At 35.5% G+C, this 15,884-nt stretch carries 21 protein-coding genes and 1 pseudogene; all 22 read right to left on the minus strand.

Features of this window, described 5'->3' with window-relative positions:
- Positions 1–175: 175 nt before the first annotated feature.
- Complete coding sequence (locus EC604_RS30660) at positions 176–406, minus strand: hypothetical protein (protein WP_240037196.1); 231 nt, start codon at positions 404–406, stop codon at positions 176–178.
- 347 nt (positions 407–753) lie between these two features.
- Entirely contained in the window at positions 754–1,245 is a 492-nt protein-coding gene (locus EC604_RS25215) for an NUDIX hydrolase (protein WP_123066779.1), read from the minus strand.
- Between the two features lie 240 nt (positions 1,246–1,485).
- Positions 1,486–2,001 (minus strand): GNAT family N-acetyltransferase, encoded by a 516-nt coding sequence (locus EC604_RS25220; RefSeq protein WP_123066780.1) that lies wholly within the window; start codon positions 1,999–2,001, stop codon positions 1,486–1,488.
- Between the two features lie 176 nt (positions 2,002–2,177).
- Positions 2,178–2,786, minus strand: coding sequence for an alpha/beta hydrolase (locus tag EC604_RS25225; protein ID WP_123066781.1), 609 nt, complete (start codon positions 2,784–2,786; stop codon positions 2,178–2,180).
- Between the two features lie 47 nt (positions 2,787–2,833).
- Complete coding sequence (locus EC604_RS25230; protein ID WP_123066782.1) at positions 2,834–3,211, minus strand: hypothetical protein; 378 nt, start codon at positions 3,209–3,211, stop codon at positions 2,834–2,836.
- A gap of 132 nt (positions 3,212–3,343) precedes the next feature.
- Entirely contained in the window at positions 3,344–3,562 is a 219-nt protein-coding gene (locus EC604_RS30015; protein WP_161557039.1) for a hypothetical protein, read from the minus strand.
- A gap of 398 nt (positions 3,563–3,960) precedes the next feature.
- Positions 3,961–4,101, minus strand: a complete 141-nt coding sequence (locus EC604_RS30665) for a hypothetical protein (protein ID WP_240037197.1) — start codon at positions 4,099–4,101, stop codon at positions 3,961–3,963.
- Between the two features lie 105 nt (positions 4,102–4,206).
- Positions 4,207–4,488, minus strand: coding sequence for a hypothetical protein (locus EC604_RS30670; protein ID WP_240037199.1), 282 nt, complete (start codon positions 4,486–4,488; stop codon positions 4,207–4,209).
- A 70-nt stretch (positions 4,489–4,558) separates the two neighbouring features.
- Positions 4,559–5,224, minus strand: a complete 666-nt coding sequence (locus tag EC604_RS25245; RefSeq protein WP_123066784.1) for a hypothetical protein — start codon at positions 5,222–5,224, stop codon at positions 4,559–4,561.
- A 281-nt stretch (positions 5,225–5,505) separates the two neighbouring features.
- Positions 5,506–5,991 (minus strand): hypothetical protein, encoded by a 486-nt coding sequence (locus EC604_RS25250; RefSeq protein WP_123066785.1) that lies wholly within the window; start codon positions 5,989–5,991, stop codon positions 5,506–5,508.
- A gap of 159 nt (positions 5,992–6,150) precedes the next feature.
- On the minus strand, positions 6,151–6,723 hold the full coding sequence (locus tag EC604_RS25255; RefSeq protein ID WP_123066786.1) for a DinB family protein: 573 nt from the start codon (positions 6,721–6,723) through the stop codon (positions 6,151–6,153).
- A gap of 210 nt (positions 6,724–6,933) precedes the next feature.
- Entirely contained in the window at positions 6,934–7,251 is a 318-nt protein-coding gene (locus tag EC604_RS25260; protein ID WP_123066787.1) for a hypothetical protein, read from the minus strand.
- A 271-nt stretch (positions 7,252–7,522) separates the two neighbouring features.
- Positions 7,523–7,771 carry a ParB N-terminal domain-containing protein gene (locus EC604_RS25265; protein ID WP_123066788.1) on the minus strand — a complete coding sequence of 83 codons (249 nt, stop codon included), beginning with the start codon at positions 7,769–7,771 and terminating at the stop codon, positions 7,523–7,525.
- A gap of 248 nt (positions 7,772–8,019) precedes the next feature.
- Positions 8,020–8,628 (minus strand): hypothetical protein, encoded by a 609-nt coding sequence (locus tag EC604_RS25270; protein ID WP_123066789.1) that lies wholly within the window; start codon positions 8,626–8,628, stop codon positions 8,020–8,022.
- A gap of 193 nt (positions 8,629–8,821) precedes the next feature.
- Positions 8,822–9,454: an AAA family ATPase gene (locus tag EC604_RS25275; RefSeq protein WP_123066790.1), complete on the minus strand. Its 633-nt coding sequence runs from the start codon at positions 9,452–9,454 to the stop codon at positions 8,822–8,824.
- Positions 9,455–9,643: 189 nt separating this feature from the next.
- Entirely contained in the window at positions 9,644–10,195 is a 552-nt protein-coding gene (locus tag EC604_RS25280) for a hypothetical protein (protein ID WP_240037201.1), read from the minus strand.
- 222 nt (positions 10,196–10,417) lie between these two features.
- Complete coding sequence (locus EC604_RS25285) at positions 10,418–11,407, minus strand: phosphotransferase (RefSeq protein WP_123066791.1); 990 nt, start codon at positions 11,405–11,407, stop codon at positions 10,418–10,420.
- A 242-nt stretch (positions 11,408–11,649) separates the two neighbouring features.
- The gene (locus tag EC604_RS25290) at positions 11,650–12,393 is read right to left on the minus strand and encodes a hypothetical protein (protein ID WP_123066792.1); all 744 of its coding nucleotides are present in this window, start codon (positions 12,391–12,393) and stop codon (positions 11,650–11,652) included.
- 174 nt (positions 12,394–12,567) lie between these two features.
- Positions 12,568–13,359: a GNAT family N-acetyltransferase gene (locus EC604_RS25295; RefSeq protein ID WP_123066793.1), complete on the minus strand. Its 792-nt coding sequence runs from the start codon at positions 13,357–13,359 to the stop codon at positions 12,568–12,570.
- Positions 13,360–13,524: 165 nt separating this feature from the next.
- The gene (locus tag EC604_RS25300; protein WP_123066794.1) at positions 13,525–14,424 is read right to left on the minus strand and encodes a hypothetical protein; all 900 of its coding nucleotides are present in this window, start codon (positions 14,422–14,424) and stop codon (positions 13,525–13,527) included.
- A gap of 359 nt (positions 14,425–14,783) precedes the next feature.
- Complete coding sequence (locus tag EC604_RS30020; RefSeq protein ID WP_007431380.1) at positions 14,784–14,876, minus strand: putative holin-like toxin; 93 nt, start codon at positions 14,874–14,876, stop codon at positions 14,784–14,786.
- A gap of 356 nt (positions 14,877–15,232) precedes the next feature.
- Positions 15,233–15,763: pseudogene (locus EC604_RS25310) on the minus strand (AAA family ATPase).
- Positions 15,764–15,884: the final 121 nt, after the last annotated feature.

The raw sequence follows: 15,884 nt of genomic DNA on the forward strand, positions 1-15,884 counted from the left end.
ACTTTGTTTGATGACTCTCCGCTAGCATAAAACCGATCTTCTTGCAGTTTGCTTCCGTAATTTCGAAAGGCTCTAAACTTCTCCCTTCAATCCAATCAAATACCATATAAAATTGTTAATCAAGCTCCTGCAAAAATGTGTCTTCGTATACATTAGCGGGTTGAACAGATATTCGCTAAGATAAAATACTCACAATTCTCTCTGCTTCTATATAATTGTTCAGTGCAGTAGGTCTTGCCATGATTTGTGGGTTTAATGCTTTAACTGCGAATTTCCCTTTGGTCGTTTTGATTGCAAATATCCGATGTAAAAGACCACCTGATATCGGTTTCGGAGTCGTCACCAATTCACCAAGCCCTAATTTCTCGCACAATTTTCCAAACTGTAAATGATAGGAATCATTCATTTTATGACTCTTTTCCTACTTTTTAATTTGTATTGCTGAACCCCTTTAACGTTCCTGTGTTTATGAACCCCGACGGGGATGTCTGCAGAAATCTCTCTTCGAAATCCAATTAGCAGACCTAAGATCCACAGGAGCCGCTGCGTAAATATTATGTTATCTGATGTGACTCTGACTCAATCAAACGATACTCATCCATTACTTTTTGTATTTGTACTAGGTGACGTTTTGCATGTTGACACAAAAAATAAATATATTGATACACATCAATCAGCGATAACATCCTAAAACCCCTCTGCTTACTAAGGGGTAGGCACCGTGTGAATACTTTGTTATGTAATGCTGCCTGCCTAGATTTGCTTTCCAAATCTGTGTTTTAAATAGTACTTTAACCCCGCGCGATCCACATCAGAAAACTGTTTTTGATCTTCTATCATCAATTTATAGACTTCTTCAACAGTTTCCCATCTGATATTTGTAGTTTCATCTCCTGTTTCTAACAGATTGCCGTCAACCTTACATATAAAATACATACCCATAGAATCAACTGGACCCTTTATTGTTTGATATACACAATAAGGTTCTAGGCACTCAACTTCAAAATCGGAGTTAATCCCACGTGTATCTATGCGCTTTTGACTACCTTCCACCTCTATAACAGTTAAACCTGTTTCTTCAAATACTTCTCGTCTCAGGCCATCTAATATTGATTCGAATAATTCTAATCTTCCACCTGGCAATTCTATTGATTCCTCATTCTTTTTATTTCGGGTCTGTATAATTATTTCTGTATTATCGCTTCCTTTACGCTCAACAATTGCTCTTGCATTAACATAAAACATCAAGCATTCTCCTTTAATTTTTATGTTAATCTCTAATGTTACTGGCAGTATTTTCGCTAATTTTTTATTTTGAATTTCTTCTCAACTAAGCAACTAGTTTAATAAAAAACAAAGTATGGGATGTGTCTCTGAATTAGCGCTGATTACTATAACGTTTCTGTATTCACTACCTCCTTAAGCGGACCAACGGGAGCGGCCGTGATGCGGTTAGTCGGTGCGGATGTGTCCGCGTGCTTTGAATTACTTAGCAATTTTTGGAATCTCAAAAGTTTGTGAAATCACTTTTTGTAATCCTATGCCATCAATCTCAATAGTCTCTTGTTCTTCGAAGAAATCAATATTATGTTCTTCATAATATTTCTTCCAAAATCTCACGGCTGGTTTATTTTCCACCAGTTGACCGATACTTATTTTTCCTTTGAATTGCTTAAATATGTTCTCTATTCCTAACGAAGCAATTCTAGTACCGCGATATTTCCTTAATAAAAATAATTCCTGTATTGTAAAGTCAACTCCTTCTGGAACAAAGGGAGGGGAACAAACTAATATGAAGCCAATTGGTTTACCTAGATGCATAACAAAAAATGGATGCAACTCTTCTCTCTCTAGGTATAAGTAAGTATTTGTTGGATCAAATTTCCCATCATCTTTTGGATCTTCAAAGTTATATTCTGATAAGTCATACAAATATAAATTATACAAATTCAAAAAAGTATCTGCTTGATCTTTTGTTATTTTTGTAATCTCAATATCCATTTGAAATGACACCTCTTTTTTATATTCTTTACATCCTTTTCATCTAACGTTACTGTATTGTTCCTGTATTCACGACAGTGTATGCTGTGTGTCCAGCGAATGCCGGCCCTGGGGCATATGCCCACAGCGTGAATATTATGTTAGACGGAATTACCTTTTAATTTCTTGAATACTTATTATTTCAAAAAATGCATGTAGATTTTTACAAGTTTTTTTAGAATTCCAATACTTTCTTCGACATCATTTGTTTCTAAAGAATGATTGGCATTAATGATTGCAATGATTTCATTCTCTTTATTAATTTCACTTGCCAGCTCTTCGTTAAATGCTTGATCTTTCGTCCCATATACTACAATTCCGTTGAACTTGTTCACGTAAGGAATAGTCTCTTTAATAGGTGTTAAAAATATATGCTTAATTGGCACGTCAAGTTTTTCATGAACTTCTCCAGCTATTATTGTTCCTAGACTCTTACTAATAAAAACAACTTGATTATATTCATGTACGACTTGTTTGACTGACACATAGCTGTCTTCTACGACTCTTCGCACCTCATCACGATTAAGATCTGCTCGCGCAGCTTGATATCCATACTCCAAGATCAGGAGGTCAAAACCACTTTGTATAGCGGAAGTGCCTGCAAAATGCAAGGTTGGTTTATTACACGGATAATTTTGCCCAGGAAAAAGAACAACTAACTTTTTATTTCCCTCGTGATTTTGATAGTATTTTTGCTTCATCTCCACTCCCCAAAATGAAGGTACATTTAAAATCTCTAATTTCATTTTTATCATCCTTTCTGGGGTTAAGGTTATTTCGTCTAACGTTTTGATTAACTTTTAAATAACGGTTTTATTAAATCTTTATCTAGCTCTACAAGTACAGCTATTTCATCTATTGAATATCCTTGTTGTATAGCTTTTTTAATAATCTCTACTCTTGTAGTACCTTCATTGATAGTCTTATCCATAAATCTGTCGAAATCAATTAAAACGTCTGCGACTTCACCATCCATTGTAAAGACCATTCTATAGCACCCTACATACTCTCCAATGTACATGATATTTAAATTACAATACACAAAGTCATTAGATTCATTAATGTATGTCAGTTGCAAAGAATAAAATTCTGAATGGATTAACTTTAAATTTGACTTTCCCTTAAAAGTGTCCCAGAAATCACCTCTATTTTCTTTTTTCCAATTTTCCATATATGCTATAAATCCTTCTTTAGTCCGCTCTATAACCGCATACTTCTCTGCCCATTCAATTAAGCTTTTGGAATTAATTTACTGCACCTCATTTCAGTAATTTCACATAACGTTCCCGTATTCACGACCCGACTAGGTCCTTATGATCTTTATATATGTCTTTTCAACAATAGGAAAAACATCTTCAGACTGTACTTCTACATGGTCTTCGCTTGTTTCATTCTCTATGATTTTCAATCCATCAAAACAAGCATTTTCTTTATACCAATCCATTAGTTCAGGCAAGGAGCAACTTTCCTTCAAACCCTCGTCTTCATAATAAGAAAGCAATGTCACTGTAAATGCAGGCACTAAGGAATCCGCTTTCAAATACAAAATAAAGTTTTTACTCTTATAATATGTTTTAAGATACTGCTCAATCTCTTCCTCTAGATAAAAAAGGTTTCGATTAATTTCTCTGATGATATTCGATTATGCTTTATCAATCGGTTGAATCCATGGATGTAGAAATAGTTATGATAAAGTTCCTTCTCCCTTAACTTGGGATCATTAGCAAATAAAAAACGGGGGAAGTCGTTATCGAATGAACTTCTCCGTATGCTTTTTGAGCATACTTCTTTAAGTACTCCAGGATCAAAAGCTCACTCCTCTTTGGTAATTTTACTTAACGTTCCTGTAATCACGGCCTCAGCGTATGCCCAAAGCTTGAATAGAATGTTAATTGATCTCGACACTTCTTTAATTTACATTCACAGCTCATTATCCAATGCTTTAGTTAGATATATCAGTAAGTCGTCGTCTACCATCACTTTCTCTCCGGGTTTTGCTTCAATATTGTTATAGACGATTCCTTGACCATCCATGTAATACCCGCGTTTGTTGTACATCATTTGAGCATTACCATAATCTTTATAGAGCCCTACTCCTAAGCCAATTAGTCTGGATCTCTTGGATGCTATTCTTTCAAGTTCATCAAACATTCTACTTGCGATTCCCTACCTCCTGAACTCTGGAAAAACATTTAAATCATTTATTTCTGGGATATTACCTGTTTTAAAATACGGATAATCCGAAGTAAACATTAAGTGGCAACACCCAGCCAATGTATCTCCATAGTAGGCCATTAAAGTCACTCTCTTGCCTTCTATATTTTCTTCCAAGCACTTATAGAAATAGTCATTCGAGGTGTACCATGGAAATCTTTTTGAAAATTCAAAATTTAATAAAGATACTTCTTCATGATTTGAAAGGTGCCTTATTCTTATTTGGTTTTCCATTTTCATTCCTCTTTCTATCAATTTTAGTTAACGTTCCTGTATTCACGAACCCCGGGGTTGTCTGCTTAAATTATCGGATGTCAGTATCTTCTTCAAATTTCTCCAAAAAATGATCCACTTTATTCTCATAGTCTTCCCAATTGTACTTTTCGTTTTTTATGACCAATTTTGGTATCTCCCATTCCTGAACGATATTGAAAATGAAATCTTGGTTTTTCGTCCAAAAATGGCCCGCTTCAATAAAATCATTATCCGTATAAAGTCCACAACGATCTTGTGTGAACTCAGGTCCACGAACACTACATATCCATTTCCAATGTTGTTCTACATGAGTTTGATAAAAATAAATGAGGATCGGGTCGAGACGACTTAAAATAAGTTGTACTTTCTTGGTCAAATCTAATATTCTTTGTTCGTCCATTTGCATATTAAAGGCAAAGCCAAGCGTATTCTGAAAGACGTAACTCTCCATAATTGTAACTTCGTCTCGCCCGACTCTTTCATTGACAAAATCAGTGAATAGCTGTTCAACTTTTGTAGTAAACCACTCCGCTTCATCTTGAATAGTAAAGGAAGTAAACGTCTTATCGTATATTCGCAATGGATGGTTCTCTTCTAATTCGTGATAAAACCTATTCTGAATACTCATTTTATTCAACTTTGCACCTATTACTTTTCCAATCGTTGACTTACCGGAGCCTGGCATTCCATCTATCAGTATCAATCTTGACTTCATAGGTCTTCCTCATTTCTATGTTTGTATTATTCCTCACTGCCTATTTCAGATAACATTTCTGTTTTCACGACCCCAGCGAACGCTGGTTGTCCGGCGAATGCCGGACCGAGGACGTACCTCCGCAGCTTGAATATGATGTTATTTGATTGGTCAGACTTCTTCGAACTCACTACTTAAAATTTCAAAGATCTTTAAACGGTGTTTTCTAGGCAATGAGGTACTATATACAATTTTAACTTCTACGCTTCTTATTCCATTCATTAAAATAGCTTTTTGAAAAGTCATAGCTTTGCTAGATATGTAGCCTTATCTATTTTAAGGCGTTCTCTCAAAGACAAACTATAAAAATCATTCAATCCGTTTTTAATATTTGAAAAATACCCGTTCATCTCTTCATCTGTTACATAAATCATCCATTTCTTTGCATGAGGATCAATATTAAAATGTGCTAATCGAAATAAGTCGTTAACTATTTTTCCAGCCTTCATAGTTCTCGAAGAGTTAGTTAGAGCCAGAGTATTACTATCATATTTAATTTCAACAATAATACCTTGCTTTTCTTTGACAGAGGGAATATAAGCATCCACTTCTTTATTTATTATTCCTGGATGTGGATATTCTAAAATGATTTCATGAGGTTTAATGTGTTCTGTCAGAATAAGCGAGGCAAAAAAAGTATATCTTATTGTGTCTTCAGTTGTACGAATATCGTTATATAATAATCTTTCATTAAGAAGACTTGAGAACTTCTCTATGATATAGTCCATTTCGCACCTCTTTTATAATCTTTGACCTATCAGATAACCTTCCTATATTCACAACGTCCGACGAAGTCGGATGTGTCCGCTGACTATCTTCCAATGCTATCCACTTCCCGCGGACTGAGGGCCGCCAGGCCCGATGCGTGGGTATAAAGTTATCTAATGCTACTCGGCTTCTTTGAATTTGCTGTACTCGTCCATTACTTTTTGCATTTGTTCAATGTGTCGTTTTGCATGCTGGCTCAAAAAGTAGATGTATTGATAAACATCAATTTTCCCCAAATTATTTACCGTCATTGTTGTTTTATACAATATTCCTTCTCCATTTTCCATCTCTTTCAAAAACTCTTTACATTCGTTAATTTGATCTTTAAGTAATGATCTTACTTGTCCTAGTTCTCTATCTCCCTTAGGCTCCATATGTTCTGGCCTATTCCAATTAAAAGATTTATGTTTAGCTATTGCATCGAGCTCTTGTAAGTTGATTTGATATGATTCAATTATTGTATTCAAATCTTTCTTTTCAGATAGTTCAATTGCTTTTCTCTTCCCTTTTCTAATTAGAATCAATAAGAAGTGATTAGTTAATGTTACATGCTCTAATACTTGTTCAATACTCCATCCAACTTGAGGCTTGAAGGATAGCAAATCGAACTTCAAAGTAAACCAGTTTTGATAGTCAATTAGTGTTTGAGTTAATTCATTATCTATAAAAGCAATCGTTTCGTTTATGTTCATTTTTTCACCAGCTTTCGAGTAGTTTTAGATAACATTCCTATATTCACGACCCAGCGCATGTCGAACCAAGGACGAATGTCCGCAGCGTGAATATTTTGTTATAAGATGTCCGTGTTCTTTTTGAATTACCTTAACCCTTCACTTCGCACTTCATTAAGGTATATATAGCTTTTAAATTACTTTACATTCTTTGAAGTATTCACATCCAATTTAATTTCCACTAGATCCATGGCTTTCAGATATAGTGTTGAATATATTTATGGCGACCTCGGCCATTTCTTTTAATTTAACAATATCTAAGCCTTCTATTTCAAAACCTTCAGCTATGCTTTTAAAGTATAACCAATCGTTATTTGTCTTTATGATCTGTATCTCTTTTATTAGATTCAAAAATTCGTCAATTCCTTCTATATCTATGTACAACTTTGCTAGTTTTTCAAATCCAGCTTCATTTGGCATATAACCTATGCCTGAAAAACTAAAAATGTAGTGTTCAAAGTAATTCTCGGGATACTTATTATTTTCCATTACTACTCTCCTGTTTTTAATTCATGGAATGTAATACCTTGTAGAACTTAAATCACTTTTTGTTTTGACTTGTATATTTTTCACTGATTTCTTATAACATTCTGATATTCGCGACATTCATTCCCCTTAGAAAGCTCTTATCTTAGGGAAATGGATGTGTCCAGCTGCTTCCTCTTCTTCGAAAAACCTCTGCCGGACCGAGGCGCGAATGCCCCCAAACGTGAATATATTGTTATCCGATGTTCATGCCTTCGTGAATAGCTTACAAATACTACTTGTTAGATTTCTTTTCTATAACTTTTAATATATTCCCCACACTTCTATCATCCCAAATAATTACATAACACTTTTCTTTATTTAACTTTTGAAGAGCGCCAAGTCGATGATTACCATCCCTCACACTTAAAGAGCCTTCTCTATTTTCAGCAATTAATGGGGGCAGATCCCATCCACTCTCTATACGATTAGAGATTTGATTAATGTTATAATTCCACCAATCTTCATCTTCTACATATTCCATATTTAATTCTGGACCAAGTGCTCTATCTAAATACCCTGCATGAATTTCGGATAACGTTCACGTATTCACGACGTCCTGGCACCCTAAACTGCTCATCGAACGACTAGTTCGATCGACTGGTCGCGACCGTGGTTGGGTGGTAGGATGTGTCGCCTGAATCCACTTCCCTGACTTATCTCTTGGCGACCGAGGCGGCTTGTCCGCCGATGCGTAAACACATTGTTATATAATGTTGACGCCTTCCTCGACTACACTAACTTAGAAAATCGATCTTTTATTAAACCATTAATTAATTTGTGTTTGACTTTACTTGTATATAGTATTGTAAGATTCTGACCATCATTAAAATGAATAAAATAATTTTCCTTGTCACTTCTGATAGCTAGTTCCCCAATCTTCCTCAGCAAATTAAAGTCAATCCAATCATCTTCAAAATGTATTTCCCATTCATATTTCTGATCATCTAAAATAAACGATACTTTAGCATCTTCATTATCAAAATCTACATGGCTTTTAACCTGTTGCATTTGCAATTTACCACGAGTTAAACTTACGAGTTCATTAATGATTGTCGAATAAATCTCTTCGTTCTCAACGCATTCGGTATCAAAGCTCCAAACATCCTTCGACAATCTAACTTCATTGTCATTTTCATCAATAAGATCTGAACCGATCATCGAAAGTAAGAGAGAATAGGGATCGTCTTCGTAAGTTTCTCGATCAAAATGATGCAACAACTCTTTAACAACACCACTATCATCAGTTGTGAAAGATATACCAATATCTTTGAGTACTTCTATTTGGTTTTCTAGTGAGATCTTTGTTTCTTTCGATTTCTTACGAAAAAAGTTAAACATTCCCTGATTCCCCCTTAATATTAGCTAGCGTCCCTTTCATATAACGTTCCTGTATTCACGAACCCGAGAGGCTTAAGGCGCAGCGCGCCGGGTCGAAGACTTAGCCTCACAGGAGTTGTCTGCCTGACCACACTTCCCCGAAATGCATCAAGCAGACCAAGGAGCCGACAGGCGACGAAGCGTGAAAACGATGTTAGGCGGAGTCATTGTCTTTCATGATTAATCTTGCATATTCATTCCATTCTTTATTATCAGTGTTGATTTCTAAGGTAGGCACTATTGATCTTGTTACATTATATCTTAGCTTGTTTTGAGTACCGATAAGCTCATTACATGCTCGTCCAATATCCGACTTCGACTTATTGAGCCATTCATCTGGATTTCTACTCTTTATTCTTTCTTCTACAACTTCATCCGATATTGTAAGCAGAATACATTTAGCTCCTAGTTCAGTTAATTGCTTTTCAATGTCGATGATTTCAGTAGCATCATATTCTGGGAAAGCGACACGATGGTTTAGATGGAATCTTTCTAGGACGAAGAAAAGCCCCCGAGATCTTCTGGATGCTGGTCCTAAATGTACTGCCCAATCATTAAGTTTCTTTAGCATTTCTACTCTTTCCTTAAGTAAATTCAAATGTTCATCTCGAGATAAACTCACATACTCCCCATGATTGTTATTTAGTATTTGTGAGTAATGTTCTCCAAGAACAACTACACTCCGTTCTGCGGATTCATCTTGCGATTGATACTGTTTTATTGCTCTTAGTACCGATGTTTTTCCAGCATTAGAATACCCTTCAAGAATTATTCCTCTGATATTCATTCTTTAAATACTCCTTCTTTACAATGATTTCGCCTAACATTATTGTATTCATGAACCCCACAGGGGGTGTCTGCTGAAATCACTCTCCGGAATCCATTCGCAGACCAGGCTCCATCGGAGCCGCAGCTTGAATATTGTTAACTGAAGTTGTATGTATCATTGAGCTACATATACATTGAAAATACTATCTTAAAACTCGACTTCCTTCTCATCAAATATATGTCCTTCTTTATAATATTCAATGTTAATCCTTCTTTTCTTATAATTCACTTCATAGTAAACGCCCAATGCATATCTACATACATGCTCCGGAAATCTCTTTCCATCAAAGGACCAAACATCATCATAACTGTCTTTGGTCAAAGCAATTAGTCTTATTTTGTCACTTTCTTTCTCTTCTTTTGTTCTATCGGATTTTTTCATCTCAATCGCTATTAAATTATCTTGATTCATGTTATTCCCTCGGCTATGAACAATAAGATCGCAATTTATCTTAACTCCAACATCCTTAGGTCCATAAATAGTTTTTACAATTGTTTTGAATTTTCCATTTTTATTCCGATTATATTCCACGTCTACCTTGTATTCTGCAAATTCAGTTCTTTTTATTATGTTATTTATATGTAACATTAGTGCACCACAAAGCGTCCTCTCAGAAACTTTAGATATAAATAAGTCAAGATCACTTTTTAAAAAATCTCTATTTGCCTTCTCGAATATTTCAATAAGTCTTTCTATCAATGTGTACCTCCGAATATTTAATTTTAATTGTTTGTAATGCAATTTCAGTTAACGTTTCCATCTTCACGACGTCCCACCACCTTAAGTGAACGAAAGTCAGCGGCCGCGATGCGGTTAGGTGGTGCGGGTGTGTCCGGCTGAATTTGCTTCCTGAGATTCCTCTGGCGACTGAGGGACGAATGTCCCGAAGCGCGAACATATTGTTATATGATGCCGGTGGCTTCATCGGAATACTTTCATGTCATTAAAGATATCGTCTAATATTGTCCAATTCTCTCCAATCCACATTAATTCATCAGCGAATCTACTTAGAGTCCTAATGTTTTCTGAATTAACATTTACCCATGCAGCTTCTTTCCACCAAGTTAGTTTTATTGATCTTAACAGCTTCTCTAACGAGAGCGGCATATTTTCCTTATATCCTTCTAAAAATGCTTTCGCAGATTCGAAAACCAGCTTATTATTATTAATCGCCCCTGATAAGAGTGGACGTGAAATATCAAATTCTTGATAAATATAGTTCAGTCTATCGAAATCAAGAATTGCCGATAATTTATCATCATGAAAGAGCAGATTATCTACGAAGAGATCCCAATGAACCCACCCTTCCTCACATGATGAAAATATATCTAAATTAATTTGATCAATAATCTTTTTTTGAACTTCTAATGCATTTATATATTTATTAGAACCAACTGAGACTGCTTTCTGCCAATTCTTCTCCCAGTTAGACAAAGTTACTTCCTTAGAATTAGGTTGCCAATGTAAAGGTAAAGATTGAGGAGCTTTACGATTAAGAATATCGTGCATCTTACCGACTGCTTGTCCTAAATGCTTCATCTGATCTGCACTAACATTACCAGGGGTCACCATCTTACCCTCACAATATTCAGTCAGTACATACCGTTCGCCAGACATTGTTCTGTTAATGAAACCATTCTTTGTTTTCAATAACTTTGGACAGGGTATTCCATTTTGCGACAACATGTTCTGTACTTCCAAAGCTACAGCAACTAGCTTTAATAATTCCTCAGGGTATCTGCCATAATGATATTGCTTTACAAATAGCATTCCTGAAGTTGTACTTATCCTCCACTTTAAATTGGCATAACCAAAAGATATCGGTTCTGCATCAAATATACTTATCCCGAAAGTAGTTTTTATATCTTCAAGTATTTCATATAGAATACTCTCAGGTTCTTTCAAAATCATAGTAGGGTTATCTCCTTATTGTAATAATGGTTTTTACACCGGTCTCATATAACATTCCTGTATTCACGACGTCCCACCACCTTAAGCGAACGAAAGTCAGCGGCCGCGATGCGGTTAGGTGGTGCGGGTGTGTCCGGCTGAATCTGCTTCCTCGCTACTGGAATCTCACCCTGAATCCGCTTCTAACTCCGGTCCGGACCGAGGGACGAATGTCCCGATGCGTAGTTACTGCCAACTTTGAATTATCTTTCAATTAATTTGTTATAAGATTTCGTAAGTTGTAACTTAATATATTTATTGCTTGCAAAGGCATTTTTAATATTTAACATATATAGGCATTTCAAGAAGAATCCAAACAATTTATAATCTTCATAACTAATTTTGATCTCTTCAATAGTATCCCACTTTCTATTCCTCCAGCTTGCTATCATGTACGGGCTAGTTTTTCTATCTAGATTAATTGTGAAATAAATATATTCAGTTTCATTTTCACTATTCTTCACAAAATTCTTTTCATCCCAAATTAATACAGTGATTGCGGATTCAATATTTGAAATAAAAGCCGAAACTAAATCAAAATAAAGATCCAGTTCATTAATCTCCGGAATTGAATATTCATGTTCCATTTTATTTCTAATTGTATTTAGTTTCGAAAGAGCTTTGGAACTGAAGATTCCTATTGATTCGATGAATTCAAGTTTTTTATCGAATTTTAAGCCTTTCTTTTTATAATTTGAATACAAGTTAAGGGTTGCTAAAAAGGTATCGACCTGACAATCAATTGCCCGCTTTAGGTTGGAAATACAATTTATTAACGACTCTGTATTCCCAATGCTTAGTTGATTTTCAGCAAATTCTAAATAGTCACGAGCATGTAAATCAAAACTGGGAATGTCAAAGCTTGTACCGCCTGACCCGTCTTCTTCCAATTCTTCGAGATTATCCATAATAAAGGAATAAAGTATATGAGCTTTATTTATATCCACTTCTTCTCCTCCAATGATCTAACAGTAGTTACGCATAACGTTCCTGTATTCATGAACCCCAACGGGGTTGTCTGCTGAAAAGCCTCTTCGAAATCCACCTCGCAGACCAAGGCTCCGAAGGGCCGCTGCTTGAATATTATGTTAGGCGATGCCAACCTTAATTTCCCTTCACAATTAATTCCTTGTCCATGTTGCCCGGGTATATCCAATTCTCATACCCACTCTTTCCATATTCCGATGGCTTTGCGAGCCAAATGAGCACTGACTCACAACGAGATTACAAATGTTGTAGGTATCATGAATTCGTCTAAGTAATAAATTTGTTTGAAATCCTTTATTTCGATATTCAGGTAGTGTTGTCGCAAATGTTAATGAAGCAACATTGTTCTCTATATACATTACAGCTACTGCAACTGGATAGCCCTGATCCAACCCCAAATAATAGTGCCATCCAGGACGGGAAAACAGTACTCGGTTATTTGCAGCTACGTGTTCTTTCCCATCAAGAGATAATCCTGTACCTAAACAATGAATTTCTGCATATGTATCGAACTCATCTTCGAGTAGTTCACGAATTTCCAGTTTATGATGATCAAACGAATTTAGATTTCCAGGTTCACAAAAAAGCGTTGTATGAAATCCTGATTGATAAAAGCTTTTATTATGGAGTTTTTTCATAACTTCTTGATTTATATTACCCGGGATGACTTGAATCTCGAAATTCCTTTCCCGCTCATTATAAAAGTCTAGGATATCTTCAATGACATCTTCAGAAATCCTTCCCTTTACATTATTAAAAAGACCCCATGGCATGGTTTTACTATAAAACGCCGTGCTCTCCCCGAATCGTTTTATTTCAATTCCCTCAGGGTTTCCTTCCCGTTCTCTGATTGCAGTCATTCGATCAACCATATAATTAATTTCAGATTTTTCTAAAGTATCTGCAAGTTCCAAATTCAATATCATTCAATTTATCTCCTTCCTTGATCCGCATACAATTATACAATTACTCCTGGATGGTTTCGCCTAACGTTCCTGTATTCACGACCCGACGCATGTCGAGTGTCCGGCGAATGCCGGATCAAGGACGAATGTCCGCAGCGTGAATATTATGTTATACGACGGAACCTACTACATTGAACTTGCCCAAGCTGGTTTTAAGTGATTGAAAATGTAGACCAATATTGTCATTATCAAAATAATTAAGGATGTTATAAAAAATAGTTTTTTAAATAGTTTCTCATTTTTCGATTTTCGTAATGGTATAAAATTGATAGTTTTATCTAAGATAATAACCAGAAATAAAGCAGTGTTAATAAAACTTAGCATCAGTTCTAATGCGACGATAATCTTCATTACTGGGTTAACAGCAATAAGATCACTACTACCTAGCCCCATGTATATTACAAAATGGAAATAAAAACGTTCCCAAAATCCAGGATCAATTTCGTTTTTGTTCTGATCAATAAATCGCAACAATTTATCACCAAGAATTCCATCAAACATCATTCCGTGATATGTAAAAAGGAATATCAATAATAATGTAAATACAACAAAACAAATAAACATTTTTATAAGTCTATTTGAATTAATATGAGATTTATTTTGTTTTGGGTGCAATTTATTCATTAACATAAAGAAATTATAATATACAAAAAGTAGACTAAATAAAAGTATCCCGAAGAATTCTATTAATAAAAAAATATAGCTAAGATCTTCAATCCAATTAATATGAAATTGAATCGAATTTATAGATATCAGTGAGAATGAAGAGTAAATAAAATACAAATCAATCATTATATTAAAAAACCTAAAAGTTACCGATGTGCTTGGATATATAACAAGATATTTAAAAACAAAAAAGACAATGGCTAAAATGAAAACTATAAATGCACAAATTAATGACCCACGAACATATTCATTATCTAGGTATTCTGACGGATTGAAGGCTGTAAACGTAACCAGATAACTTAATGTAATAGAAAAAATTAAACCGAACCACTTAAAATTTTTGTAGTAATACTCTTTCATTCCATTCTCCCTTCAGGTTCTGTCGTATAACGTTCCTGTATTCATGAACCCCAAGGAGGTTGTCTGCTGAAATACCTCTTTGAAATACCTCCTGCAGACCAGGGCTCCAACGGAGCCGCCGCTTGAATATATTGTTATATGATGGAAATGCTTCTTCGAGATTGCTTACCAACATGTCTTTACTCGCTTCCATTATTATTTTAGCTTTGATTCATCTTTTCTCATGTGTTATCATATTTTTAAAGAAAGACCAAGTGCGGTCAACACTTGGTCAGTACAATTGGCTTGGATGGTCTACCCCTTCTTAAGTCAAGTCAGGATAAAAACCCACCTTCGGCTGTCAACCTTGGGGTGGGTTTTTACTTTCTCTTGTTGTTATTGATATACGTCAAAAGTGCAAGAATGAATGTACCGAATAATAGCATTAGAGTCATCGCATCTTTCACTTCCATGGTTTCACCTCCTTTCGAAGGGAAACCATACCCACCCAAGATTCAATTGTATCTATATTTTACCTGTGTTTACATCTCCGTACAAGTGTTCTTATCTATTTTTTTGTATTATTCCTTTATTCTATTTTCAGCCCATCATTTCTATCATATAACGTTCCTGTATTCATGAACCCGAGAGCCTTCAGTGGAGCGAAGCGCAACGGGTCGTCAGACTTAGGCTCGCAGGGTTGTCAGCAGGATCTACTTCTCTACCAATACCTCTGCTGACCAAGGGACGGATGTCCCAATGCGTTAATGTTTTGTTATCCGATGGACTTGCCACCTTGAATTTACTTTCATTATCTATACTTTTATTTTCATTCATTTATATATCCAAGAACTTTTGGAAAGTAATCTGCGATTGGTTTCGATGAATCTACTACTATATACTTCTCTTCTTCTGGTTTTTTACTGTTTTTTATAGTCCTATAAAATCCTTCTTCTGATGATGGTGCTTCGATTTGACTCAGAAGTCTTTCTCGATTTTTTAATCGATTTCGTATTATTTCAATGTCTTCTATATAACATTCCACATACTTATATCTCTTTTTGTGTTTTCTCGCTGATTCAAGTCCGGTTTCTAATAAATTTCTGTACAAACAAGGACTATCCATAATGACACTGTGTCCATTCGATAAATGAAAATCCACCAACGACCAATCTACATCATAGGATAGTTGTCCTATTGCTTTACCTTCCATCGTGTTTCCTTGTGATGATAACGATTTTAAAATTGTTGTTTTGGAAATGTCATGATCGACAATGACAGCTCCAGTTGCTTGGCTAATCTGTCTTGCTAATGTTGATTTTCCTTATCCTGGGAATCCTGACATCTGTAAAAAGAACATACTTACACCTCTATCCTCAAATGTAGTATTGTAAGTCTTTCGGATAACGTTCCCGTATTCACGACCCGACGCATGTCGGGTGGCCGGCGAATGCCGGGCCAAGGGCGTATGCCCGCAGCGT

It is taken from the genome of Paenibacillus amylolyticus (genome assembly GCF_003719335.1).
In the GTDB taxonomy this organism is placed as follows: domain Bacteria; phylum Bacillota; class Bacilli; order Paenibacillales; family Paenibacillaceae; genus Paenibacillus; species Paenibacillus amylolyticus_D.

Coding starts and splice junctions, on each gene's coding strand:
- EC604_RS30660 (WP_240037196.1), bottom strand. CDS start 406: ATGAATGATTCCTATCATTTACAGTTTGGAAAATTGTGCGAGAAATTA.
- EC604_RS25215 (WP_123066779.1), bottom strand. CDS start 1,245: ATGTTTTATGTTAATGCAAGAGCAATTGTTGAGCGTAAAGGAAGCGAT.
- EC604_RS25220 (WP_123066780.1), bottom strand. CDS start 2,001: ATGGATATTGAGATTACAAAAATAACAAAAGATCAAGCAGATACTTTT.
- EC604_RS25225 (WP_123066781.1), bottom strand. CDS start 2,786: ATGAAATTAGAGATTTTAAATGTACCTTCATTTTGGGGAGTGGAGATG.
- EC604_RS25230 (WP_123066782.1), bottom strand. CDS start 3,211: ATGGAAAATTGGAAAAAAGAAAATAGAGGTGATTTCTGGGACACTTTT.
- EC604_RS30665 (WP_240037197.1), bottom strand. CDS start 4,101: ATGATGTACAACAAACGCGGGTATTACATGGATGGTCAAGGAATCGTC.
- EC604_RS30670 (WP_240037199.1), bottom strand. CDS start 4,488: ATGGAAAACCAAATAAGAATAAGGCACCTTTCAAATCATGAAGAAGTA.
- EC604_RS25245 (WP_123066784.1), bottom strand. CDS start 5,224: ATGAAGTCAAGATTGATACTGATAGATGGAATGCCAGGCTCCGGTAAG.
- EC604_RS25250 (WP_123066785.1), bottom strand. CDS start 5,991: ATGGACTATATCATAGAGAAGTTCTCAAGTCTTCTTAATGAAAGATTA.
- EC604_RS25255 (WP_123066786.1), bottom strand. CDS start 6,723: ATGAACATAAACGAAACGATTGCTTTTATAGATAATGAATTAACTCAA.
- EC604_RS25260 (WP_123066787.1), bottom strand. CDS start 7,251: ATGGAAAATAATAAGTATCCCGAGAATTACTTTGAACACTACATTTTT.
- EC604_RS25265 (WP_123066788.1), bottom strand. CDS start 7,771: ATGGAATATGTAGAAGATGAAGATTGGTGGAATTATAACATTAATCAA.
- EC604_RS25270 (WP_123066789.1), bottom strand. CDS start 8,628: ATGTTTAACTTTTTTCGTAAGAAATCGAAAGAAACAAAGATCTCACTA.
- EC604_RS25275 (WP_123066790.1), bottom strand. CDS start 9,454: ATGAATATCAGAGGAATAATTCTTGAAGGGTATTCTAATGCTGGAAAA.
- EC604_RS25285 (WP_123066791.1), bottom strand. CDS start 11,407: ATGATTTTGAAAGAACCTGAGAGTATTCTATATGAAATACTTGAAGAT.
- EC604_RS25295 (WP_123066793.1), bottom strand. CDS start 13,359: ATGATATTGAATTTGGAACTTGCAGATACTTTAGAAAAATCTGAAATT.
- EC604_RS25300 (WP_123066794.1), bottom strand. CDS start 14,424: ATGAAAGAGTATTACTACAAAAATTTTAAGTGGTTCGGTTTAATTTTT.
- EC604_RS30020 (WP_007431380.1), bottom strand. CDS start 14,876: ATGGAAGTGAAAGATGCGATGACTCTAATGCTATTATTCGGTACATTC.